This is a genomic window from Acidovorax sp. sif1233, assembly GCF_019218755.1.
Classification (GTDB): Bacteria; Pseudomonadota; Gammaproteobacteria; order Burkholderiales; family Burkholderiaceae_C; genus Acidovorax.
Genome location: NZ_JAHUWZ010000007.1, coordinates 40,826 through 63,333, shown reverse-complemented (window position 1 = coordinate 63,333; position 22,508 = coordinate 40,826). Strand labels below are relative to the sequence as shown.

Annotated in this window: 18 protein-coding genes; 8 read left to right on the top strand and 10 right to left on the bottom strand. The window is 68.6% G+C overall.

Annotation, left to right across the window (positions count from 1 at the left end):
- The first annotated feature begins 12 nt into the window (after positions 1–12).
- From KW843_RS20805 to KW843_RS20790, 4 genes are all read left to right on the top strand, one after another.
- On the top strand, positions 13–1,533 hold the full coding sequence (locus KW843_RS20805; RefSeq protein WP_218297060.1) for a CoA-acylating methylmalonate-semialdehyde dehydrogenase: 1,521 nt from the start codon (positions 13–15) through the stop codon (positions 1,531–1,533).
- Between the two features lie 235 nt (positions 1,534–1,768).
- Positions 1,769–4,114, top strand: coding sequence for an NADP-dependent malic enzyme (locus tag KW843_RS20800; protein ID WP_218297059.1), 2,346 nt, complete (start codon positions 1,769–1,771; stop codon positions 4,112–4,114).
- Between the two features lie 154 nt (positions 4,115–4,268).
- Complete coding sequence (locus KW843_RS20795; RefSeq protein WP_218297058.1) at positions 4,269–4,676, top strand: ribonuclease domain-containing protein; 408 nt, start codon at positions 4,269–4,271, stop codon at positions 4,674–4,676.
- A 140-nt stretch (positions 4,677–4,816) separates the two neighbouring features.
- Positions 4,817–5,242 (top strand): barstar family protein, encoded by a 426-nt coding sequence (locus tag KW843_RS20790; protein ID WP_010464776.1) that lies wholly within the window; start codon positions 4,817–4,819, stop codon positions 5,240–5,242.
- A gap of 377 nt (positions 5,243–5,619) precedes the next feature.
- Here the strand turns inward: KW843_RS20790 and rsmA are convergent, their stop codons facing one another.
- From rsmA to KW843_RS20770, 3 genes are all read right to left on the bottom strand, one after another.
- A complete protein-coding gene (gene rsmA, locus KW843_RS20780) occupies positions 5,620–6,399 on the bottom strand; it encodes a 16S rRNA (adenine(1518)-N(6)/adenine(1519)-N(6))-dimethyltransferase RsmA (protein WP_218297057.1) in 780 nt (259 codons plus the stop codon).
- Between the two features lie 187 nt (positions 6,400–6,586).
- The gene (locus KW843_RS20775) at positions 6,587–8,005 is read right to left on the bottom strand and encodes a peptidylprolyl isomerase (protein ID WP_218297056.1); all 1,419 of its coding nucleotides are present in this window, start codon (positions 8,003–8,005) and stop codon (positions 6,587–6,589) included.
- Between the two features lie 11 nt (positions 8,006–8,016).
- Complete coding sequence (locus KW843_RS20770; protein WP_370627751.1) at positions 8,017–10,452, bottom strand: LPS-assembly protein LptD; 2,436 nt, start codon at positions 10,450–10,452, stop codon at positions 8,017–8,019.
- A gap of 106 nt (positions 10,453–10,558) precedes the next feature.
- Between KW843_RS20770 and KW843_RS20765 the strand changes: the two genes are divergently transcribed.
- The 3 genes from KW843_RS20765 (at position 10,559) to KW843_RS20755 (ending at position 13,841) form a co-directional block, all read left to right on the top strand.
- Positions 10,559–11,701 carry an aminoglycoside phosphotransferase family protein gene (locus tag KW843_RS20765; protein ID WP_370628522.1) on the top strand — a complete coding sequence of 381 codons (1,143 nt, stop codon included), beginning with the start codon at positions 10,559–10,561 and terminating at the stop codon, positions 11,699–11,701.
- Positions 11,702–11,793: 92 nt separating this feature from the next.
- Positions 11,794–12,555, top strand: a complete 762-nt coding sequence (locus KW843_RS20760; protein ID WP_218297055.1) for a 16S rRNA (uracil(1498)-N(3))-methyltransferase — start codon at positions 11,794–11,796, stop codon at positions 12,553–12,555.
- Positions 12,556–12,686: 131 nt separating this feature from the next.
- Entirely contained in the window at positions 12,687–13,841 is a 1,155-nt protein-coding gene (locus tag KW843_RS20755) for a diguanylate cyclase (RefSeq protein ID WP_255590965.1), read from the top strand.
- 83 nt (positions 13,842–13,924) lie between these two features.
- On the opposite strand, the gene KW843_RS20750 is transcribed toward KW843_RS20755, so the two are convergent.
- The gene (locus KW843_RS20750) at positions 13,925–15,226 is read right to left on the bottom strand and encodes an acyl-CoA dehydrogenase family protein (protein ID WP_218297054.1); all 1,302 of its coding nucleotides are present in this window, start codon (positions 15,224–15,226) and stop codon (positions 13,925–13,927) included.
- Between the two features lie 196 nt (positions 15,227–15,422).
- On the opposite strand from KW843_RS20750, the gene KW843_RS20745 reads away from it, so the two are divergent.
- Complete coding sequence (locus KW843_RS20745) at positions 15,423–16,163, top strand: SOS response-associated peptidase (protein WP_218297053.1); 741 nt, start codon at positions 15,423–15,425, stop codon at positions 16,161–16,163.
- Between the two features lie 206 nt (positions 16,164–16,369).
- Here KW843_RS20745 and KW843_RS20740 read toward each other — a convergent pair whose 3' ends face one another.
- The 6 genes from KW843_RS20740 to KW843_RS20715 all read right to left on the bottom strand — a co-directional run bounded on the left by KW843_RS20740 (position 16,370) and on the right by KW843_RS20715 (position 22,508).
- A complete protein-coding gene (locus KW843_RS20740) occupies positions 16,370–17,143 on the bottom strand; it encodes a hypothetical protein (protein WP_218297052.1) in 774 nt (257 codons plus the stop codon).
- A gap of 300 nt (positions 17,144–17,443) precedes the next feature.
- Positions 17,444–18,055 carry an alkylhydroperoxidase domain protein gene (locus KW843_RS20735; protein WP_218297051.1) on the bottom strand — a complete coding sequence of 204 codons (612 nt, stop codon included), beginning with the start codon at positions 18,053–18,055 and terminating at the stop codon, positions 17,444–17,446.
- Positions 18,052–18,750, bottom strand: a complete 699-nt coding sequence (locus tag KW843_RS20730) for a CMD domain protein (protein ID WP_218297050.1) — start codon at positions 18,748–18,750, stop codon at positions 18,052–18,054. Before KW843_RS20730 ends, KW843_RS20735 begins: the two co-directional genes overlap by 4 nt.
- A complete protein-coding gene (locus KW843_RS20725) occupies positions 18,747–19,880 on the bottom strand; it encodes a putative FMN-dependent luciferase-like monooxygenase (RefSeq protein ID WP_255594847.1) in 1,134 nt (377 codons plus the stop codon). Before KW843_RS20725 ends, KW843_RS20730 begins: the two co-directional genes overlap by 4 nt.
- Positions 19,822–21,531, bottom strand: a complete 1,710-nt coding sequence (locus KW843_RS20720; protein ID WP_218297049.1) for an ABC transporter ATP-binding protein — start codon at positions 21,529–21,531, stop codon at positions 19,822–19,824. Before KW843_RS20720 ends, KW843_RS20725 begins: the two co-directional genes overlap by 59 nt.
- Positions 21,528–22,508 (bottom strand): ABC transporter permease, encoded by a 981-nt coding sequence (locus tag KW843_RS20715; protein WP_218297048.1) that lies wholly within the window; start codon positions 22,506–22,508, stop codon positions 21,528–21,530. Before KW843_RS20715 ends, KW843_RS20720 begins: the two co-directional genes overlap by 4 nt.

The following is a 22,508-nucleotide window of genomic DNA, read 5'->3' as shown; positions in this document are numbered from 1 at the left end:
TCATATCCAGACATGAACCACGACAAGAACGTCACCACCACCATCGGCCACCTGATCGACGGCCAGCCCGTTGCCGACACGGCGCGCACCCAGCCGGTGTTCGACCCCGCCACCGGCGAGTCCCACACGAGCGTGGCCCTGGCAAGCAAGGCCACGGTGGAACAGGCCATCGCCTCGGCCCAGGCCGCCTTCCCGGCCTGGCGCAACACCCCGCCGCTCAAGCGCGCGCGCGTGATGGGCAAGCTGAAAGTCCTGCTCGAGGACAACGCCGACAAGATCGCCGCCCTGATCACCGCCGAGCACGGCAAGGTGCTGGCCGATGCGCATGGCGAGCTGCAGCGCGGCATCGAGAACGTGGAGTTCGCCAGCTACGCGCCCGAGCTGCTCAAGGGCGAGCACAGCCGCAACGTGGGCCCGTCCATCGACTCCTGGAGCGAATTCCAGGCTCTGGGCGTGTGCGCCGGCATCACCCCGTTCAACTTCCCGGCCATGGTGCCGCTGTGGATGTGGCCCATGGCCGTGGCCTGCGGCAACACCTTCGTGCTCAAGCCGTCGGAGCGCGACCCGTCCTCGACGCTGTTCGTGGCCCAGCTCGCGCTCGAAGCCGGCCTGCCGCCCGGCGTGCTCAACGTGGTCAATGGCGACAAGGAAGCGGTGGACACGCTGCTGGCCGACCCGCGCGTGAAGGCCGTGAGCTTCGTGGGCTCCACGCCCATCGCCGAGTACATCTACGCCGAAGGCTGCAAGCACGGCAAGCGCGTGCAGGCCCTGGGCGGCGCCAAGAACCACGCGGTGCTGATGCCCGATGCCGACGTGGGCAACGCCGTGAGCGCGCTGATGGGCGCGGCCTATGGCTCCTGCGGCGAGCGCTGCATGGCCATCCCCCTGCTCGTCGCCGTGGGTGACGAGGTGGGAGACGCCGTGGTCGCCGGGCTGAAGGCCGAGATCGCCAGGATGAAGGTCGGCCCCGGCACGGACAACGGCAACGACATGGGCCCGCTGGTCACCCGGCAGCACTTCGAGAAAGTGAAGTCCTATGTGGACAGCGGCGTGGCCGAAGGCGCGACCCTGGTGGTGGATGGCCGGGGCGTGCAGGTGGCCGCAGGCCATGAGAACGGCTACTTCCTGGGCGCGTGCCTGTTCGACAACGTCCGGCCCGGCATGAAGATCTACCAGGAAGAGATTTTCGGCCCCGTGCTGGGCGTGGTGCGCGTGAAGACGCTGCAAGAGGCGATGAACCTGATCGACGCCCACGAATACGGCAACGGCACCTGCATCTTCACGCGCGACGGCGAAGCCGCGCGCTACTTCACCGACCACATCCAGGTCGGCATGGTGGGCGTGAACGTGCCCCTGCCCGTGCCCGTGGCCTACCACTCGTTCGGCGGCTGGAAGCGCAGCCTGTTCGGCGACCTGCACGCCTACGGGCCCGATGCCGTGCGCTTTTACACCAAGCGCAAGACCATCACGCAGCGCTGGCCCTCGGCCGGCGTGCGCGAAGGCGCTGTGTTCAGCTTCCCCAGCAGCCGCTGACCGAGCCCCCGCGCCCAGGCCAAGACGCCCCGCAGCCGCCCCGGCTGCGGGGCGTCTTGCCTTGTGGGGGATTGCAGCCGATGGGGTCATGGCTGATCCACCCATATAAGCAGATTCGCTTACTAGGGTTTTCACGACCACCGCCCTACAATCGCAGACCCTTACAAAGCTGACAGCCACTGCAGCGCCTCTGCAGCCCGGTTTTTGCACCCACCCCCTGAGTTGGAGACACTGAATGCCCGAGAACACCACGGCCCAGAACAACAACAACGATTCCGACAAGCGCGCCCAGCTGCGCCGTGCCGCTCTCGAGTACCACGAATTTCCCAAGCCCGGCAAGATCGCCATCGCCGCCACCAAGCAGATGGTGAACCAGCACGACCTGGCCCTGGCCTACTCGCCCGGCGTGGCCGCGCCCTGCGAGGAGATCGTGAAGGACCCCGCCAACGCCTTCCGCTACACCGCGCGTGGCAACCTGGTGGCCGTCATCAGCAACGGCACCGCCGTGCTGGGCCTGGGCGACATCGGCGCGCTGGCCTCCAAGCCGGTGATGGAAGGCAAGGGCGTGCTGTTCAAGAAGTTCGCCGGCGTGGACGTGTTCGACATCGAGATCGACGAGAAGGACCCGGCCAGGCTGGTGGAGGTGATCGCCGCGCTGGAGCCGACGTTCGGCGCGATCAACCTCGAAGACATCAAGGCACCCGACTGCTTCTACGTGGAGCGCGAACTGCGCAAGCGCATGAAGATCCCCGTCTTCCATGACGACCAGCACGGCACGGCCATCACCGTGGCGGCGGCCATCGTGAATGCGCTCAAGGTGGCGGGCAAGAAGATCGAGGACGTGAAACTGGTCACCAGCGGCGCGGGCGCGGCGGCGCTGGCCTGCCTGAACCTGCTGCTCAAGGTGGGCGTGCAGCGCAAGAACGTGTTCGTCACCGACCTGGCCGGCGTGGTCTATGAAGGCCGCGAAGAGCTGATGGACGACGACAAGCGCCAGTTCATGCAGAAGACCGAGGCCCGCAAGCTGGCCGAGGTGATGGTGGGCGCGGACGTGTTCCTGGGCCTGTCGGCGGGCAACGTGCTCAAGCCCGAGATGGTGGCCACGATGGCCGAGCGGCCGGTGATCTTCGCGCTGGCCAACCCCAATCCGGAGATCACGCCCGAGCTGGCGCACAGCGTGCGCGGCGACATCATCATGGCCACGGGGCGCTCGGACTACCCCAACCAGGTGAACAACGTCCTGTGCTTCCCCTACATCTTCCGGGGCGCGCTGGACTGCGGCGCGACCACCATCACCGATGAGATGGAGATCGCCGCCGTCCACGCCATCGCCGACCTGGCCCAGGCCGAGCAAAGCGAGGTGGTGGCCGCGGCCTACGTGGGCGAGAAGCTGACGTTCGGCCCCGAATACCTGATCCCCAAGCCGTTCGACCCGCGCCTGATGATGAAGATCGCGCCGGCCGTGGCCCAGGCCGCCGCGGACAGCGGCGTGGCGCAGCGCCCCATCGCCGACATGGACGCCTACCGCGACCGGCTGCAGACCTTCGTCTACGCCTCGGGCACGACGATGAAGCCCATCTTCGACGCCGCGCGCACCGCGGCCCGCAAGCGCGTGGCCTACGCCGAGGGCGAAGAGGAACGCGTGCTGCGCGCCGCGCAGATCGTGGTGGACGAGAAGGTGGCCCGTCCCACGCTGATCGGCCGCCCGGCCATCATCGCCCAGCGCATCGAGAAATTCGGCCTGCGCCTGAAGGAAGGCGTGGACTACGACGTGGTCAACACCGATTTCGACCACCGCTACCGCGACTTCTGGCAGACCTACCACCGCATGACCGAGCGCAAGGGCATCACCCAGCAGGTCGCCAAGATCGAGATGCGCCGGCGCCTCACGCTCATCGGCTGCATGATGCTGCACAAGGGCGAGGTGGACGGCCTGATCTGCGGCACCTGGGGCACCACGGCCAACCACCTGCTCTACATCGACCAGGTGATCGGCAAGCACGCGGGCGGCGCCGACAGCACGGCGCAGGACGTGCCCGTGTATGCCTGCATGAACGGCCTCATGCTGCCAGGGCGCCAGGTCTTCCTGGTGGACACGCACGTCAACTACGACCCCACGCCCCAGGAGCTGGCCGAAATCACCGCGCTGGCCGCGGAGGAAATGATGCGCTTTGGCATCAAGCCCAAGGCCGCGCTCCTGTCGCACTCCAATTTCGGCACCAGCAACCACCCCAGCGCCGTGAAGATGCGCCAGACGCTGGAACTGCTGCGCCAGCAGGCGCCCTGGCTGGAAGTGGACGGCGAGATGCACGGCGACGTGGCCTTGGACGGCAAGGCCCGTGCGGCCCTCATGCCCAGCAGCGAACTGACGGGCGACGCCAACCTGCTGGTGTTCCCCAACATCGACGCGGCCAACATCGCCTACAACCTGCTCAAGACCGCCGCGGGCGGCGGCATCGCGATCGGCCCGGTGCTGCTGGGAGCGGCCAAACCGGTCCACATCCTGACGCCCAGCGCCACCGTGCGCCGCATCGTGAACATGACAGCCCTGACCGTGGCGGATGCCAACGTGTCGAGATAAGCCCAAAATAGATAGCAAGCACTAACTTAAAAAGCTGCTTGCCCCCTTCAGCGTCTGCCCAATCTTTGTGCAGACGCTTGCTTTTTGGGGGCCGTTGAGCGACACTAGCGGCTCGAAATTTCGGGTTAACCCGTAGTTTCTGAAAGGTTCGTTGATGCTGAAGGCTGTAGCCACCCGGGCGCGCAAAGCAGGGTTTTTGTGTGTTTTGGGTGTTGCGTTCGTGTTGTCCCCGGTGGCGGGGCATGCCCGGAAATCCCCGTCCACCGACGGTTCCCTCACCCCCATCGCACTGGCCGAGTTGCCGCCCCAAGGGCGTGCGACGTATGCGCTGATCCGTGAGGGGGGCCCCTTTCCGTATGACAAGGACGGATCGGTTTTTGGTAATCGCGAGCGGCTGTTGCCCGCCCACAAGCGGGGCTATTACCGTGAATACACCGTCAGAACGCCAGGATCGCGCGACCGGGGAGCCCGGCGCATCGTGTGCGGCGGCAAGCCCCGGGTTCCGGACGCCTGCTACTACACCGGCGACCACTACGCCAGTTTTCGCGAGATCGTCGAATGACCCCCGATGCGGTGCACGCAGACCAGAAGAACCCTGGCAGCGCACACCGCGCCACCTTGAATCCCCCACGCGCAGGCCGCATTCCGCAGCCTTGCGAGAAGCCAGAAGTTTGTGGACTTTATAAAGAAAGAGTAGCGGAGATGCAGACGCCACTTCGTAAAGACCTGGAAACGCCACTGCGTGGCGTGCGCACCAACATCGTGCAGTCCATTCGCGCCTTCCGCGTGCAGGACCTGCAGGATGCCGCCACCTCCATGGGTCACCATTTCTTGTACGCCAACCTGGCCCACGCGCAGTCCAAGCAGGATGTGCTGGACCTGATTGCCGGGCAATTCACCTTCCCGTCGCACTTCGGCAAGAATTTTGATGCGCTGTACGACTGCATGACGGATCCCTTGCACAAATCGGGCCCGCAGCCTGGTTTCATCGTGGTGCTGGAGCAGATCCCCGCCACCGGCAAGTTCGACAAGGAAGCGCGTGAACAGCTGCTCGATATCTTCCGCGACGCCGCCGACTATTGGGGCGACCGAAAAATCCCCTTCCGCTGTTTCTATTCTTTTCTGTAGCCCGTTCTGCATCCACCAGCCAAGCAGAACGGGCGAACGAGGCTACCGGCACCCAGGGTGTCGAGGGCATTGAGATCGCCGCGGAGCCCGCCGAGAAAATGCCGACCGACAAGCTCGTCGACGTGTCCCCGATGGCGCTGCGCATGAGCAGCCCTTTCAACGCCGGCTACTGGCTTTCGGCTGCCTGAGTCTGGCGGCTCATCCCCCTGAGCGGCTGCGCGCCGCTTCCCCCTTCTCCCGGCGTCGCCGGAAAGGGGGGATGCCCTCACTGCGGGGCGCCCCTTGCCTGGCATCCTCCGCTCGGGCCGTGCCAGTGGCTGTCATCTTAGTCAAATCAGACTCTAGCGCTTATCCATCAAGCGCGAGCAGCTATTGATTCAAGAGCACTGCTGTGCCAAGGCCACAAACTCGCTCACCGGAACCTCCTCGGCGCGGCGCTGGGTGTCGAAGGTGCCGGCGAACTGGCGCGCTTCGAGCCAGCGGCCCAGCGTGTGGCGCAGCAGCTTGCGGCGCTGGCTGAAGGCGACCTGCACCAGCTCTTCCAGAAGGGGCACCGACAAGGGCGCGGGCTCTGCGTGCGGCACCATGCGCACCACGGCGCTGTCCACGCGCGGGGGCGGGTCGAAGCTCTCCGGGGGAACGAACAGCACGTTTTCCATGGCGTAGCGCCATTGCAGCATCACCGACAGGCGCCCGTAGTCGCTGGTGGCAGGCTGGGCCACCATGCGGTCGATCACTTCCTTTTGCAGCATGAAGTGCTGGTCTTCGATGACCTGCACATGGTCCAGCAGATGGAACAGGATGGGCGTGGAGATGTTGTAGGGCAGGTTGCCCACCACGCGCAGCCGCAGGCCAGGCTGCGCGGCCTTCTCGCGCATCGCTTGCGCCAGCGCGGTGAAGTCCACCTTGAGCACGTCGGACTCGATCACCTCCAGCTGGCCATGCAGCCGCAGGCGCAAGGCCAGGTCGCGGTCCAGCTCGATGACCGTGAGGCGCCCCAGGCGCTCCACCAGGGGCTGCGTGAGCGCCGCAAGGCCCGGTCCGATCTCGACCATGGGCTGGCCCGGCTGGGGCGCAATGGCCTGCACGATGTCTTCGATGATGCCCTTGTCGGACAGGAAATGCTGCCCGAAGCGCTTGCGGGGGATGTGCTTCATGCCATTGGCCCGCTGGTGCTGTCGATATGCCGGGAGACGGCATGCGAGCTGTGCAAGGGCGGCCAAGCCGCGCAGGCGGCGCTTCGCCGGGGGGCGCTGGCGGGGGCCCCTCCCTTCCCGCATCGCGCAGCGATACGGAAGAAGGAGGAGGAAGGTGCGCAGCGCCTCGGGGGAACGTACTCCATCTTCATTGCGGCGGGTCGCGGTATTCCACATACGCGCGCCCGCGCAGTTCCTGCGCCCAGGTGGCGTAGGCCTCGTCCAGCTTCTTCTCGCGCACGGTATCGCGCGCCATGTCGCGCTGCTCGCGCTGCGTGAGCTTGGCCTCGCGGCGCTCGAGCAGCTGGATCAGGTGCACACCGAAGCGCGACACCAGCGGCTCGCTGACATCGCCGGGCTTGAGGCTGTTCAAGGCCTGCTCGAATTCGGGCACGTAGCGGCCCGGATTGGCCCAGCCCAGGTCGCCGCCCTCCTTGGAGCTGCCGTCCTGGGAATGCTCGCGCGCCAGCGCCGCGAAGTCGGCCTGGCCCGCCAGCACGCGGCGCCGGTAGTCCGCCAGGCGCGCCGCGGCGGCGGACTCCGTCAGCTGCGGCCCGGTGCGCAGCAGGATGTGGCGGGCATGGTTCTGCACCACCGTGGTGGGCACCCCCGCCGTGACGCGCTCCACCACCTTGAGCACGTGAAAGCCCGCAGGCGACCGCACGGGCCCGACGATGCTGCCCACCGGCAGGCCCAGCGTGGAGTTCACGAACAGTTCGGGATACCGGTCCGCCGGGCGCAGGCCCAGCAGGCCTGCGGCGCGCTGCCCTTCGGGCGCGTCGGAGAACTCGCGCGCGACGGCCGCGAAGTCCTCACCCGCGCGCACCTTGTCCGCCGCGCGCTGGGCGCGTGCCTGGCGCTCGGCCACCTGCACGGGGCTGGCATTCTCGGGGACGAGGACGAGCACGTGCCCCAGGTTGATCTCCATCGAGGCCACGTCGGCGCCCCGTTGCTGCTCGCGCAGGTACTGGTCGATGTCCAGGTCGGACACCTTCACGCGCGCCTCCACTTCACGTTCGCGCAGGCGCTGCTGCAGCAGCTGGTTGCGCAGCTCTTCACGGAAGCGCTCCTTGCCCATGCCGTCCCGCGCGAGGCGGCGGTAGAGGTCGTCCACCGTCATGTTGTTCTGCCGGGCCACGCCCTGCTCGGCCTGCGACACGGCGAAGTCATCCACCTTGACGCCGGACTCCTTCGCCTGCTGCAGCTGCACGCGCTCCAGGATGATCCGTTCGAGCACTTCACGGGCGAGCAGGTCCCGCGGCGGCATGGCGCCCCCCTGCTGCGCCAGCTGTGCCTCGGCGCGCGCGAGCCGCGAGCGCACCTCGTTGTTGGTCACGGGTTCGGAATTGACCACGGCCACGATGAAATCCGCCTGACGGGGCGCCGAACTGCTGCCGCTGCCCGCCGCCGTCTCCGCGGGCAGCGTGATCGAAGGTGCGGCCGCCGGGCGCGCCGTCAGCCCCTTGCCTGCAGGCGCGCCGGAAGGGCGCAGGCCCTGGGCCAGGGTGCCCTGGGACATCAGGGAAGCCAAGGTGGCAATGGCCAGTGCGATGACACGGTGATTCATGGCGTTAAGCGTTAGTCATAGTTGCTGAAACGGCTGGGCGTTGTCACCTGCTCGCGCAGGTTCTGGTAGCGCGGCACATTTTGCTTGAAGGTATCCAGGGGGCTGGAGCCCAGGCTCAGGCGGGAGAAGCCCACGAATTCGATCTGGAACAGCAGGCGGGTGTTGGACGTGGTGACACTGCTTTGCAGGCGCTCGAGGACCACGCGGCCGATCCAGCAGCAGCTGTCGTACTCAAAGCCCACCACGGTGTCCACGAGTTTGCGGTCCTGCAGGCTGTAGTTCAGTCGCCCGACGCTGTACCAGCGCCCGCCGCCCTGGCCACGGCCGGCGGCGCCGGATGGCTTGTTGTTGTGGGTCTCGCTGCTGCCCCACAGCGCGTCCAGCGGCCATTGCCAGCCAATGTCGATCTGCTCGCTGGTGCCGCGCTGCAGGCGGTAGGCGGCGCTCACGGTGCGGTAGTTGCCCGGGCTGTAGCGCGCACCGATGGTCGAGCGGATGGAACGGCCGGTCTTGGGGTTGTACTGCACGGTGGAGTCAAAGCCCCACTGCGGCGTCCAGGTGATGCCCGCGCCCAGCAGCAGGTCCGACAGGCGCTCGCTCACGGGCGCGCCGCCCGGCAGCGTCACCTGCTGGTCGGAGAAACGAACGCGTTGCGCAACGCCGAAGCGCGCGGCCTCGGCGCCCGTGTTCGGGTCCAGCAGCCGTGTGCTGAGGCCCAGGGTAAGCAGGTTGTTGTCGGCCAGCCGGTCGTTGCCCCCGAAGGCGTTCTCGGTGTAGATGGTGGCGAAATTGAAGTCGTTGGCCGCCGTGTCGTACACGGGCAGGCGGCTCTGGTCACGGTACGGCGTGTACGTGTAGAAAGCACGCGGTTCCAGCGTCTGCAGGAAGGCGCGGCCGAAGTATGCGGCGTCGCGCTCGAAGACCAGGCCGCTGTCCAGGCTGAAGGTGGGCAGCGCGCGGCTGGCCGAACGCTCGCCATTGGACAGCGGGGTATCGAACTGGTACTGCGTGGCGTGCAGCTGCAGGCGCGGCGTGACGAAGCCCCCGGGCGACAGGAACGGCCGGCTGATCTGCGCCATCGCATAGCTGCGGTGGGCATTGGGCTGGCCCGTCAGCTCGCGGGCCGCCTGGAAGCGCGTGGTGTCCAGCTCCACGCTGGCATCCACCCCGCCACCGAGCTGCGAGGGGGCATAGCGCCATTGCAGCTGGGGCATGCGGTCGTAAGGCGGCACGATGGGAGAAGTCACGTCCTGCAGCGTCTGCCACTTGAGGGTGCGCACGCTCGCGGACATGTCATTGCGCGCCCAGGACAGCGTGGCATCGCCGGGCAGCAGGCGCTGGCGCAGAAGCTCGGAGGCACGGCCGAAGTCGCGCCAGTAGTTGTCATCGCTGACGCGATTGAGGTTGAGGTTGAGCCCCACCCCGCCGATGCCGGTGTTGAAAGCACCCTGGTGCTGTCCCGAAAAGCTCCACCGCATGCGGTCGCGCAGGCGGTCGGTGGGCATGACGTCGGCGCTGACCTGGCCGGAATAGCTCGGCTCCAGGTAGCGGAACTCGCCCCCCAGGTTGGCGCCGCGCTTGGTCATGAGGGCGGCGCGCAGCGTGGCATCGCGGTTGGGCGCGATGTTCCAGTAGTACGGCTGCATGTAGGCCACCCCGTCGCGGCTGTCCAGGCCGATGGTCGGGGGCAGCAGGCCGGACTTGCGCTTGTCCGACAGCGGGAAGGTGATGTACGGAATCGGCAGCAGCGACACGCCCTTGAACTCCAGCACCGCGTCTTCCGCCGTACCCACCTCTTCCTCGTTGTCGATGCGGATGGTGGCGGCGCGCAGCACCCAGTCGGGCCGCCAGCTTTCTTCATTGCCGCGCTCGCACGTGGTGTACGTGGCGTTGTGCACCACGGCCCGGTCGCGGTCGATGAAATCCACGCGCGTGGCATCGCCGTGCGCCTGGGTGGCCAGAAACTTGTACCGCGCGTCGCTGAAGAAGCCCTCGAACGCATCCACCCGCAGCTCCAGCGCCGTGCCTTCGTACACATTGCCCGCGCGGTTGATGCGCACCTGCCCGCTGGCCTTGGCCAGGTCTTCGGGCACGTTGTAGTCCAGGCGGTCGGCGCGGATCACGGTGTCGCCCCGGCGCAATTCGGCATTGCCTTCGATGACGGCGTTCAGGTCGGTCTGGCCGCTGATGTGGTCACCCTTCACGAACACCGGCAGCTGGGGGCGCACGGCGTCCGGAATCTTTTCCTGCAGCAGCGGCGAGGTGCGCAGCGCGGGCGGTGCATCCCAGGCGCTGGGCGGGGGGGCCTCCGCCGCCTGCGCCAGCGCGGAGAGCGGCAGCCCGCACCAGGCCAGCGCCACGCCATAGGCCAGGGCCCGGGGCACGGGCGCGCGCAGCCGCACGGCCTTCGCCGTGGCGGGCCGGGTCCGGGGGGAAGGGGTCTGCACGGTAGGGGGCTTGCGGCGTGGCACGTGGGGCGATGGGCAGGGGCGGATGAAAGAAGGACCCGCTCACCACGGAGGCGGGGAGCGGGTTTGTAAAATCGGATTATCCATGAGCCACCCATCCTCCCCTTCTCCCGCCTGCCCGCCCCCGGGCATGGCCGTGGCAACCCCCGCAACTTGCACCGTGGCCTGGCCCGACGCGGCCCGCCAGACAGCCTTCGAAGCCTGGCTCGCCCCCCTGGTGGGCCCGCACCAGCTGCTGCCCGCCACGCTGCGCCCGGCGTCGGCCGATGCGAGCTTCCGCCGCTACCTGCGCATCGACAGCGCCACGGGCAGCAGCCGCATCGTGATGGATGCCCCGCCCCACCAGGAGAACTGTCGCCCCTTCGTGCAGGTGCAGGGCCTGATGGCGTCCGCGGGCCTGAACGTGCCGCAGATCCTGGCCTGGGACGAGCCCGGCGGATTCATGCTGCTGTCCGACCTGGGGCACCGGACGGTGATCGAGCTGCTGGACCCCGGGCAGCCCCAGGCCGCCTACGCCTGGTACCAGCAGGCCACCGATGTGCTGCTGGACTGGCAGAAGGCCTCCCAGCCCGGCGTGCTGCCGGCCTACGACGAGGCGCTGCTGCGCCGCGAGCTGGCGCTGTACCCCGACTGGTACCTGGGCCGACACCGCGGCGTCACGCTGGACGACCAGCAGCAGGCCACCCTGGGCAGCGCCTTCGATGCCATCGTGGCGCACAACCTCGCCGCGCCCCAGGTCTACGTGCACCGCGACTTCATGACGCGCAACCTGATGGCCCCCGTCGAAGAAGGCGCGCCCCTGGGCGTGCTGGACTTCCAAGACGCCGTCTACGGTCCCATCACCTATGACATCGCCAGCCTGCTGCGCGACGCGTTCATCAGCTGGGAAGAGGAGTTTGTCATCGACATTACCGTGCGTTACTGGGAAAAGGCGCGCAAGGCCGGGCTGCTGGGCGCCCGCAGCGCCAGCGGCTGGGGCGATGACTTCGGCGAGTTCTACCGCTCGGTGGAATGGATGGGCCTGCAGCGCCACCTCAAGGTCGCGGGCATCTTCGCGCGCCTGACCCTGCGCGACGGCAAGCCCAGGTACCTGGCCGACGCGCCGCGCTTCATGGCCTACATCCGCGCCACGGCCAACCGCTACCGCCAGCTGGGGCCCCTGCTCAAGATGCTCGACCAGATCGAGGGCACCGAGCCGGTCACGGGATTTGCCTACGGCCGGATGTAGGGGCGCCACCGGGCGCATGCCAGGAAAAATCGAGTCCAATCAGGCTGTAGCGCTTGTCCTTCAAGCGCAAACAGCTATAAATTAGGTAGCAAATGCCCCGTTTCCACTGCCCGGCCCTTCTGTCCACCGGCGCCGAGCTGGACCTGCCCCCGGGCGCCGCGCGCCATGTGCAGGTGCTGCGCCTGCAGCCGGGTGACGCCATCACGCTGTTCCACGGCGGCCAGGACGGGGGCGACCCGGGCGGCGAGTTCGACGCCACCGTGCTGCGCATGGGCCGCAGCGACGTGCGCGTGCTGGTGGGCGCGCACCATGCCACCGAACGCGAAGCCGCGCGCACGGTGCACCTGCTGGCGGGCATCACCGCCAACGAGCGCATGGACTGGCTCGTCGAGAAAGCCACCGAGCTGGGCGTGGCCAGCATCACGCCCCTGGTGGCCGAGCGCAGCGTGCTCAAGCTCAAGGGCGAGCGGGCCGAGAAAAAAATTGCCCACTGGCAGGCCGTGGCCGTGGCCGCCTGCGAGCAGTGCGGCCGCAACCGCGTGCCCGTGGTGCACGGCGCCGTGGACCTGGCCAGCTGGGTGCGTGCGCGGCAGGCGGGTGGCGCCGGGGCCGAAGCGGCGGCACAGCGCCTGCTGCTGTCGCTGCGCGCGGGCACCGCGCCACTGCATGCGGCGGCGGCCCCCGCCGGGCCCGTGGTGTTTCTTTCCGGCCCGGAAGGCGGCCTCTCCGGCGTCGAGGAAGATCTGGCGCTGCTCCACGGCTTCGCCCCGGTCACGCTGGGGCCGCGCGTGCTGCGCGCCGAGACGGCGCCGCTCGCGGCCCTGGCGGCGCTCACGCTTCTCGCGGGCCCGTGAGGGGTTCACCCAGGCTGTACGCAGGGCGGCCCCCGCCCTAGAATGAACCGCAGAGCACCGGCAGCCGCCCGCCCGCGCGCCGCTGGCCCCGCGTTCCGCGCGATCCCACCACACTGGCAGGAGTTTCCATCTTGCGCACATCTTCCCGCCGGCGCCGCCTCAGGGATGTGGTTCTGTCGACCGATCCCCGGCGGCGCACGCTGGTGAGCATGGCGCTGCTCGCGCTGGCGCTCATGTCCAGCAGCGCGGGCGTGATGCTGCTGGTGTCGATGGCGAGCAGCGCGGTGAACGCCGCCGCCGTGCAGTGGTGGGCCGCCATTTCGGTGGGCGGGCTCGTGGTGATGACGGCGTTCATCCGCTCGGGCGAGACCGCCCGGCTCAACGACCCCTCGCTCACCGTGCCCCAGATGGTCTGGACCATCACCAGCGGCGCCGTGGCCTACGTGCTGGCGGGCGATGCGCGCGGCGTGGTGCCCAGCGTGCTGGCCATGATCCTGTTCTTCGGCACCTTCGGGCTGACCGTGGCCGAGGTCATCGGCATCGGCGTATATGCGCTGCTGGCCTTTGCCTGCGCCGTGGCCGCCACCACCCGTTTCAGCGCCAGCCCATTCGGCTACCTGGACACCGCCTATGCGCTCATGGTGCTCATCGTGCTGGGCGGCAGCATCGCGCTGAACCTGCGCATCCAGCGCATCCGCGCGCGGCTGCGCGAGCAGCGCGAGGCCTTGGCCCACGCCCTCGCCGTCAACCGCGAGCTGGCCACGCGCGACGAGCTCACGGGCCTGCCCAACCGCCGCGCGATGCTCGACCTGATGGACCTGGAGCATCGGCGCAGCCTGCGCAGCGGCCGCCCCATGCTGCTGGCGGAACTTGACATCGATCACTTCAAGCGTGTCAACGACAGCCACGGCCATGCCACCGGCGACCGCGCGCTGCAGGCCTTTGCCGGCGTGGTGCGCGCGAGCGTGCGCGACACCGACGTGCTGGCCCGCTGGGGCGGCGAAGAGTTCGTGCTGATGCTGTCGGACACCCATCTGGACGATGCGCGCGACCTGCTCGAGCGCGTGCGCCTGGCCGTGGCCGCGATGGAGATCCCGCACTCCACCGGCGTGCTGCGCCTGTCCGTGTCGGCCGGCCTGGCGCTGCACCTGCCGGGCGACACGGTGGAGCTCACGCTGGAGCGCGCGGACCAGGCGCTCTACACCGCCAAGTCGCTGGGCCGCAACCGCGTCGTGGTGGCGCCGTCCGGCCCACGGGGCGCGGTCTCGCTCGGCGCCCGGGCTTGACATGGGGCGGCACGCCGCGCGTGCCCACGACCGCGACCTGCGCCGCGAAGGACGCCGGCAAAGCCACCACCCGGCGGGCGCTTTCAGGCCTGCAGGCGGGGCGGGGCGCGCATCTGCTCCGGCGTGGTGAAGTAGGCGGTCGACGCGCCCAGCTGGCCGCGCACCTGGGCCAGCTCGTGGCGCGCCACGCTGCGCAGGTGCACCTCGTCGGGCCCGTCCATCAGGCGCAGCGCGCGGCCCCAGGTCCAGAACGCTGCCAGCGGCGTGTCGGGCGACAGGCCCATGGCGCCAAAGATCTGCATGGCGCGGTCCACCACGCGCTGCTGCAGGCGCGCGGCCACCACCTTGATGGCCGCGACCTGGGCACGCACCTGGCGGACATCGGCGGCATCGCCCTGGTCCAGCAACCAGGCCGCATGCAGCACCAGCAGCCGCGCCTGGTCGATCTCGATGCGCGACTCGGCAATCCACTCCTGCACGTTGGCCTGCTCGGCCAGCGCCTTGCCGAAGGCCGTGCGTTCGAGCGCGCGCTCGGTGGCCAGGCGCAGCGCCAGCTCGCACTGCCCGATGGTGCGCATGCAATGGTGCACACGCCCCGGCCCCAGGCGCGCCTGTGCCATCGCAAACCCCGCGCCCCAGTCGCCCAGGAGGTGGTCGGCCGGCACCCGGACATCCTGCAGCAGGACCTCGCAATGCCCCTCGGGGGCGTGGTGGTGCAGCACGCTGATGTTGCGCACCACCCGCAGGCCCGGCGTGGCGGCGGGCACCAGCACCATGCTGTGGCGCGCGTGGCTCGGGGCCTCGCCGCCGCCACCGTCTGCGCCGGCATTGCGGCACAGCACGATGAACAGCCGGCACTGAGGATGCGCCGCCCCCGTGATGAACCACTTGCGGCCGCTGAGCACCAGCACATCCCCTTCGCGCCGTACCGTGGTCTGCAGGTTGGTGGGGTCGGACGAGGCCACATCCGGCTCGCTCATGGCGAAGGCCGAGCGCATCTGGCCACGCAGCAGCGGCTGCAGCCAGCATGCACGCTGCGCGGGCGTGGCAAAGCGGTGCAGCAGCTCGATGTTGCCGGTGTCCGGCGCCTGGCAGTTGAACACCTCGGCGGCCCAGGGCAGGCGGCCCATCGCCTCGGCCAGCGGCGCGTAGTCGAGGTTGGACAGGCGGGTGCCGGGCTCGTCGGGCCCCAGCGTGGGCAGGAACAGGTTCCACAACCCCTCCTCGCGGGCCAGGGCCTTGAGGTCTTCCACGAAGGGCGGCGGGTAGTCGCCCGCCAGCGCGGCCGCATGCCAGGCGGCGTTGTAGGGCAGCAGATAGCGGTCCATGAACGCCACGAGGCGGTCATGCAGTTCACGGGCCAGGGGCGAAGGTGCGAAGTCCATGCGGCCATTGTGAAAACCGCACGGGCACGCGTCATAACGCAGGCGACACCGGGCTTGACACAGGTCACGCACACCGCGGCCCCAGCCCGCTGCCTGCTCTGGAACGCTCTTCATTTCATAGCTGCCAGCGCTTGCCAATCCGGCGATAGCGGACATTTTTTCCATGGGTCGCGCGGCAGGCCGGTACCATCGCACGATGAGCACGCACTACGAAACCCTGCACCCCGCCGACGTCTACCGCGAGGCATTCGCGGTGGAGCCTCCGCCGGCACCCGGCGAGCGCCACCTGTGGCCGCGCAAGCCGGGCGGCTTCATCGTGCATGCAGCCGCCGCGGCGGCCATGGCCACCCCGCCGGGCGAACAGGCCCCAGCACCGGCTGTGGACGACAAGGCAGCCGCCGCCCGCGTGCTGGTGCCCGCGCAGTGGGGGCTGGTGCCGCACTGGGTCAAGTCGGCGTCCGACGCGAAGCTGCGCGCTCCCAAGCTGGTCAACGCCAAGTCCGACCTGGCCTCCACCGGCACGGCATTCCGCGATGCCTGGCTGAACGGCCAGCGCTGCATCGTGCCGATGATGGCGTTCTATGAAGACGACTTCCGCTCCGGCAAGGCCGTGCCCACGCGCATCTCCCGCGTGGACGGCAAGCCCATGGGCGTGGCCGGGCTGTGGGCACGCTGGCAAGGAGCCGGTGGCGAGGTGATCGTGAGCTACTGCCTGCTCACAGTGAACGCCAACAACCATGCGCTGCTGCACCGCTACCAGCAACCGGGCAGCGAAAAGAGCATGCCCGCCATCCTGAACGAAGGCGCCTACGACGCCTGGCTCACGGCCCGCCCCGACAAGGCCAAGGAGTTCATGCGCCAGTACGCGGCCACCGCGCTCACGGCCAACCCGGCGGAGAAGAAAGCCGACAAGGTGCCCAGGGGCTGGCTGGACTGACGGCCATCTTGCCCGCGACCATTGCAAGGCCGCCGGCTCCGCTGACTCACTTACCTGTGAGCAAAGCTGCACAACGAAGGGCTGCTGACCTCGTTATGCACTTTCGTGCTGGCCGAATGGAACTCCATGGATCGGGACAAGAAAATTCAACCATCCGGGATGAAAATGAAAATTAATGCCTCGAATAATATTCGACCAATGCGCTCTTAAAAATGCGGAATGGTTCCCGAGGGCGCACCGTCAAATACATTACCATTTACCATATTGTCACCAAAAGACGAAAGGCTGCCACCCAAGTTGTTATAACCTGTGTCGTTGGCCACGATCGTGGATCCTCGAAGGTAAGTCATGCCGCCACGGGTGGTGATGCCGTATGTGTATCCTCGGACGGATACATTGCTGATGGTTGATATGGAATTGGCTGCACCAATGTGGATGCCGTAGGTGCTGGTAGCGGTCGTCGCATTCGTCATTTGGACGTTGCGAATATCCATGCGCCCATTGACAACGCTGACGGCCATATTGATGCCGTAGGCATAGCCTTCGATGGTACTGTCTTCCACGACAACATACCTGGCCGCAAGGTACCTTACAGCACTCGCCGCCCCAGACACGCCAGTAAATGTAAGCCCACGCAATACCACGACGTCGGTCGGCGCCGCATTAATCACAACACCATTCACCCCAGAACCCGCCGTCAAAATCCCTGCAATATGTCCCTTTCCATTAATGGTAATGGATTTTGTAATGGTGACGCCCCCGAAACCTCCATCATCCAATGCATTGATCTCGCCGCCAGCTGCTGTTTTGCTGATCGCCCCAGCAAATGTCTTGCAGGGGGCTGTCCGGCTGCAGGGGTTTACGTCATCTCCGACTCCTGATACCCAGGTTCGTGTCGCTTGCGCGTACACCGAGGAACTGAGTCCCAGCATGAGCGTGGCCCAGAACAATACGCCCCATTTTGAGAAAGACTTTTTCATGTTGATCTCTTTCGTTAGTCTGACCATGAGCCAACCGCTGGTAGATCGTGTTGACTACTGGCACCACGTTCCCGCGCGGGAGGTTGGCAAACCCGCACACAAACAAGTGTATTGATTTGTATCACTTCATACAACGAAATACCAACAGCCTCGCAGACGCATGCTGAGCATGCAATTCATGCAGCGTCGGTACAGGAAAAGAGTCGACAAGATGGCCAAGTGCTTTCTGGAGCGAACCGGCACCTCAGCTGCCGGGCCCTCAACCGAGTCTCCCAGCACAAACGTTCGCGCGATGAATCCCTATCCGCCCAACGGAAGCTGAGGCTCCCCCAGCGACAGCATCAGCCGGTTCGCCCAGTTGAAGAACGCCGCGCCATGCAGCGCGTCGGAGATCGCGAAGTCGTCGAGCCCTGCAGCGCGCAGGCTTTCGATGTGGGTGCCGTCCAGCGCCGTCGGCGTGGCGGTGAGGGCCACCGAGGCCCCGACGATGGCGTTCCAGCGCGGGCCGAGATCGGCCCCGACACCCTTGTCCAGCAGGCGCTGCACTTCGGCCCCGCGGTGCGAGAAGTGCGCGGCGAAGCGCGCATGCACCGACGCGCAGTAGATGCAGCCGTTGGCGCGCGAGGTGGCCGTGGCCGACAGCTCGCGCTCCGCCCGGGGCAGGCCGGCATCCGGGTTGTAGAAGATGTCCTTGTCGGTGCGGGTGCGTGCGCCCAGCGTGTCCGGGTCGCGCGCCAGCAGGCGAAAGTAGGGCGACTTGGCGCGTGCCGCGTCCACCAGGCCGGCGTAGTGGCGCTCGGTCAACTCGTCCTCGGGCAGCGGCGGCAGCCAGGGCAGCCATTCGAGCTGCGCCTGCGTGAAGGCCGTGGGCTCATGGTTGCCGGGGTGGGTGATGACGGCGGTATCGCTCATGGCTGGACCTCCGCGGTGTGGGGGGTGGACGACGACGTGGCAGGTGCCGGATGCGCTGCGAGCAGGCGCAGGCCCACGACCACGCGGATCTGGAACGACAGGAAAGCCACCAGCTGCGACAGGATCACGATGTCGGTGGCCGACCAGCCTGCGTCCACCAGCGCCTGCAAGGCCTCGGGGCTCGCGTCGCGCGGGTGCAAGGTCAGCAGGTGCGCATGCGCCAGGCCCGCCGACAGCCGCAGGCCCAGCACGGCGCGCTGCGCATCGCCCACGGTGTAGGCCGGGCCGGTGGTGTTTTCGCGGCTCAGCGGACCGGCGGGGTAGTGGCCGTACGGGCCCTGCGCCGCGCCCCGGCTGACCTCGGCTGCGATGGCGGAGGCCAGTCCCCCACCCGCGTCCTGCGCCACCAGCGCCGCGGCATAGAACGCCGCGGCGTCCGGCTGCTTGTGCAGGCCTGCGACGAAGGCCGCAACCGCCAGGCGCTCGGCCAGCGTGACGGTGCCCGGCGCCGGGGCGGTGGGCGCGAACAACGCGCGGTAGCTCTCCTGCGCATGGGTGCGCGCCTCCAGGCGGTGGCGGCGGATGGTGTCCAGGTGGTCGCCGGGCTCGATGCCGGCGAGCAGGTCGATCACGTCGGGCAATGCTGCAGCGTGCGGCGTAGCGCCGGGGGAGGGAATGGGGGCAGGGGTGCTCATGCAATGGCCTCGGTGCAGGTGGAGGATGCTGTTGGTGTGTGTGTCGTGGTGGCTGCGGCTGCAGTGATGGGAGTGGTGGTGGCAGCGCCGGTGTGCTTGCGCACCCAGCCCAGCGCCGGCGCGACGCGCGTGGCCGTGAGTTCGATGGAGCGCAGGATGTGCGCATGCGGCGGGTCCACCGAATGCACCTGGAACACGATGTCGGTGGCGCGTGCCAGCGCCGTGTCGGCCTGCAGGGAGGCGATCACGTCGTCGGGCGTGCCCACATGCACGTCGTACGCGGCGATCAATGCCTCCAGGGACGCGTCGGGCCCGGGGCGCGGCGCCTGGCCGGGTTGCAGCGCGGCCGCGGCAAAACGCGCGGCGGCACGGCGCAGGCCGGTGTCTGCCAGGCGCAAAGCCTCCTTGCGGTCGTCGGCCACGAACAGGCTGCGCGAGCCGACGATGCGCGGCGTGGCGCCGCCGGGCAGTGCGGCCAGGTAGGCGTCGATGATGGGGTGCTGCAGGTCGTGCAGCGCGGCGCCCGGCGCCTCGGCCGTGCGCGGCTGGGTGCGCGACAGCATCAGCCCGTCGCCCGCCTGCCCCGCGCGCTCGCCGCCCGCCACCGAGAACGTCGCCTGCCAGATGCGGCCCAGCAGCTGTTCGGCCGCCGGGTACAGCCGGTCGCCACCCGGCAGGGGTCGGCCGGCCCAGGCCTCGCGCACCAGGGCCAGGTGGCGCGCATAGACCGCGCTGCGGTCATCGCTGGTGATGCCGAAGGCCGCGAACGATTCGGGCGTGCCGCCCGTGCCCACGCCCAGCTCCAGCCGCCCGCCCGAGAGCAGGTCGAGCACGATGGCGTCCTCGGCCACGCGCACCGCGTTTTCCATGGGCAGGGTCACGATGCCGGTGCCCAGGCGGATGCGCCGCGTGCGCGCCGCCACGTGGGCCAGGAAGACGAAAGGCGAGGGCAGGCCGCCTTCGTGTTCGTGAAAGTGGTGCTGCGCCACCCAGGCGGAGTCGAAGCCGAAGGCCTCGGCATGGGCGATCTGCTCGGTCACCAGCCGGTAGCGTTCGCCGGCCGGGGCATCGTCAAGCAGCCTGCTGAAGAACCCGAGGCGTTTCGTTGGGGAGGTCAGGGAGAGGGTCATGGTGCTGGTTTTTCTTTCCGGGAATGGCGTCGATGAGTTCACGCGTGTAGTCGCTGCCGGGGCGCAGGAACACGTCTTCCACGCGGCCCGCATCCACCTGGCGGCCGCCCTGCAGCACCGAGACGGTGTCCGCGATCTGGCGCACCACGGCAAGGTCGTGCGAGATGAAGAGGTAGGTCAGGCCCAGGTCGCGCTGCAGCGTCTCCAGCAGCGCCAGGATCTGCGCCTGCACCGTCACGTCCAGGGCCGACACCGCCTCGTCGAGCACCAGCACGCGCGGCTGCAGCACCAGGGCGCGCGCAATGGCCACGCGCTGGCGCTGGCCGCCCGACAGGGCGCGCGGGCGGCGCTCCAGCACGGCCGGCGGCAGGCCCACGCGCGCCAGGATGTCGTGCACGCGGCGCGCGCGCTCGGCGGCGGGCGGCGGCTCGAAGTTGAGCAGGGGCTCTTCGATGATCTGGAAGATGGTCTGGCGCGGGTCCAGCGAGCTGAACGGGTTCTGGTAGACCAGCTGCACCGTGCGGCGGAACTGCCGCAGCGCCTCGCCGCGCAGGGTGGTGAGGTCCGTGCCTTCGATGACGATGCGGCCCGCCGTGGGCTGGCGAAAGCCCACCACGTCGCGGATGGTGGTGGTCTTGCCCGAGCCCGACTCGCCCACGATGGCGTGTGTGGTGCCGCGCCGCACGCGGAACGACACGCCGTCCACCGCGCGGAAAGGCTCCTTGCGCCCGGCCACGTCGAAGTCGTGCACCAGGCCGTCCACCACGATGGCGAAGTCCTCGGGCCGCTCTGGCGCGTCGTTGGCGGCGGCGGCACGGGCAGGGCGAAAAGCGCCCTGCGCAAGCGACGGCGCGTCGGCCAGCAGCTTGCGCGTGTAGGCGCTGTGCGGATTGCGCAGCACGCTGGCCGTGTCGCCCTGCTCCTGGATGCGTCCGCCCTGCAGCACCACCAGCCGGTGGGCGCGGTCGGCCGCAACGCCCAGGTCATGCGTCACCAGCAGCACGGCAGTGCCGAACTCATGGCGCAGTTCGTCGATGAGGTCGAGGATGCGCCGCTGCACCGTCACGTCGAGCGCGCTGGTGGGCTCGTCCGCAATGATGAGCGCAGGCTGCAGCGCAATCGCGATGGCGATCAGCACGCGCTGCTTCATCCCGCCCGACAGCTCGTGCGGGTACTGCCGCGCACGCAGCTCGGGCTGCGACAGGCCCACCTTGGCCAGCAGGTCAACCACGCGCCGCGCGATGACCTGGCGATCGCCGTAGCGGTGGATCTTCAAAATCTCGCCCACCTGCTCGCCCACCGTGCGCACGGGGTTGAGCGAACTGGTCGGGTCCTGCGGGATGAGGCTCACCACGCGGCCGCGCACGCTGTCGAAGCGGTCGGGCGACCAGCCAGCGACGTCCGTACCGTTCAGGCGAATCGCGCCATGCTCCACCCGGCCGTTGTCGGCCAGCAGCCCGATGAGGGCTTGCGCGGTGGTGGTCTTGCCCGAGCCGGACTCGCCCACCAGCGCCACGACCTCGCCGGGCGCGATGGCGAACGACACGCCGTGCACCACACGCTGTTCATGGTCCTTGTCGCGGTAGGCGATGGAGAGGTTCTCCACCTCCAGCACCGGCGGCTGCGCCACGGCCTGGTCGATGGTGGTCATGCGCGCCCCTTCGTCAACGCCGCGCTGATGCGGTTGGCCGCCAGCACCACGGCCACCACCACCAGCCCGGGCACGGTGGTGAGCCACCAGGCCGTCGAGATGTAGTTGCGCCCCTCGGCGATGAGCAGGCCCCATTCGGGCGTGGGCGGCGGCGCGCCGTAGCCCAGGAAGCCCAGCGTCGAGATCGACAGGATGGCCGAGCCGAATTGCAGCGCCGCCATCGCGATCACCGAGGTCAGCGAGTTGGGCAGCACATGGCGCCACAGCACGGCACCAAAGCGCCCGCCGCTGCCAAAGGCCGCCTCCACGTAGTCGGAGCGGCGCACGCGCACCACCTCGGACCGGGTAAGCCGCGCAAAGCTGGCCACCGACGCCACGCCCACGGCCACCGCCGCATTCAGCGTGCCAAAACCCAGGATGATGATGATCGACAGCGACAGCAGCAGCGAGGGCACCGACAGCAGTACGTCGACGGTGCGCATGATCACGTCCTCCACCCAGCCGCCGATGGAGCCGGCCAGCACGCCCAGCAGCGTGCCCAGCACCAGCCCCACCGCCACCGCCAGGAACGCGCCTGACAGCGAATGCACCGCACCGAACACCAGCCGCGCATAGCCGTCGCGGCCCAGCGCATCGGTGCCCAGCCAGTGCGCGGCCGACGGCGTCTGCAGCTGCTGGCCGGCCACGCCCACGGTGGCGCTGTAGCTGGTGAAGACACCGGGCGCGACCGCCCAGAGCGCCACCAGCGCGATCACGCCCCAGGCCAGCCACAGGCTGAGGGGTGCGCTGCGCGCGCGCTGCAGGATGCGGCCGCCCCAGGTGCCGCCCTGCGCGCGCGATGGCGGGGCGGCCAGGATGGGCGCCGTGGGCACCACGACGGCGGCGGGCGCCGCCACGGCGCGCTCGAAGCGGTGCGGGGCCGGGTGTGCGGCACCCGTGAAAGCGCCCAGGTCGGCGGTCGAAGACGTGGTGGTCAT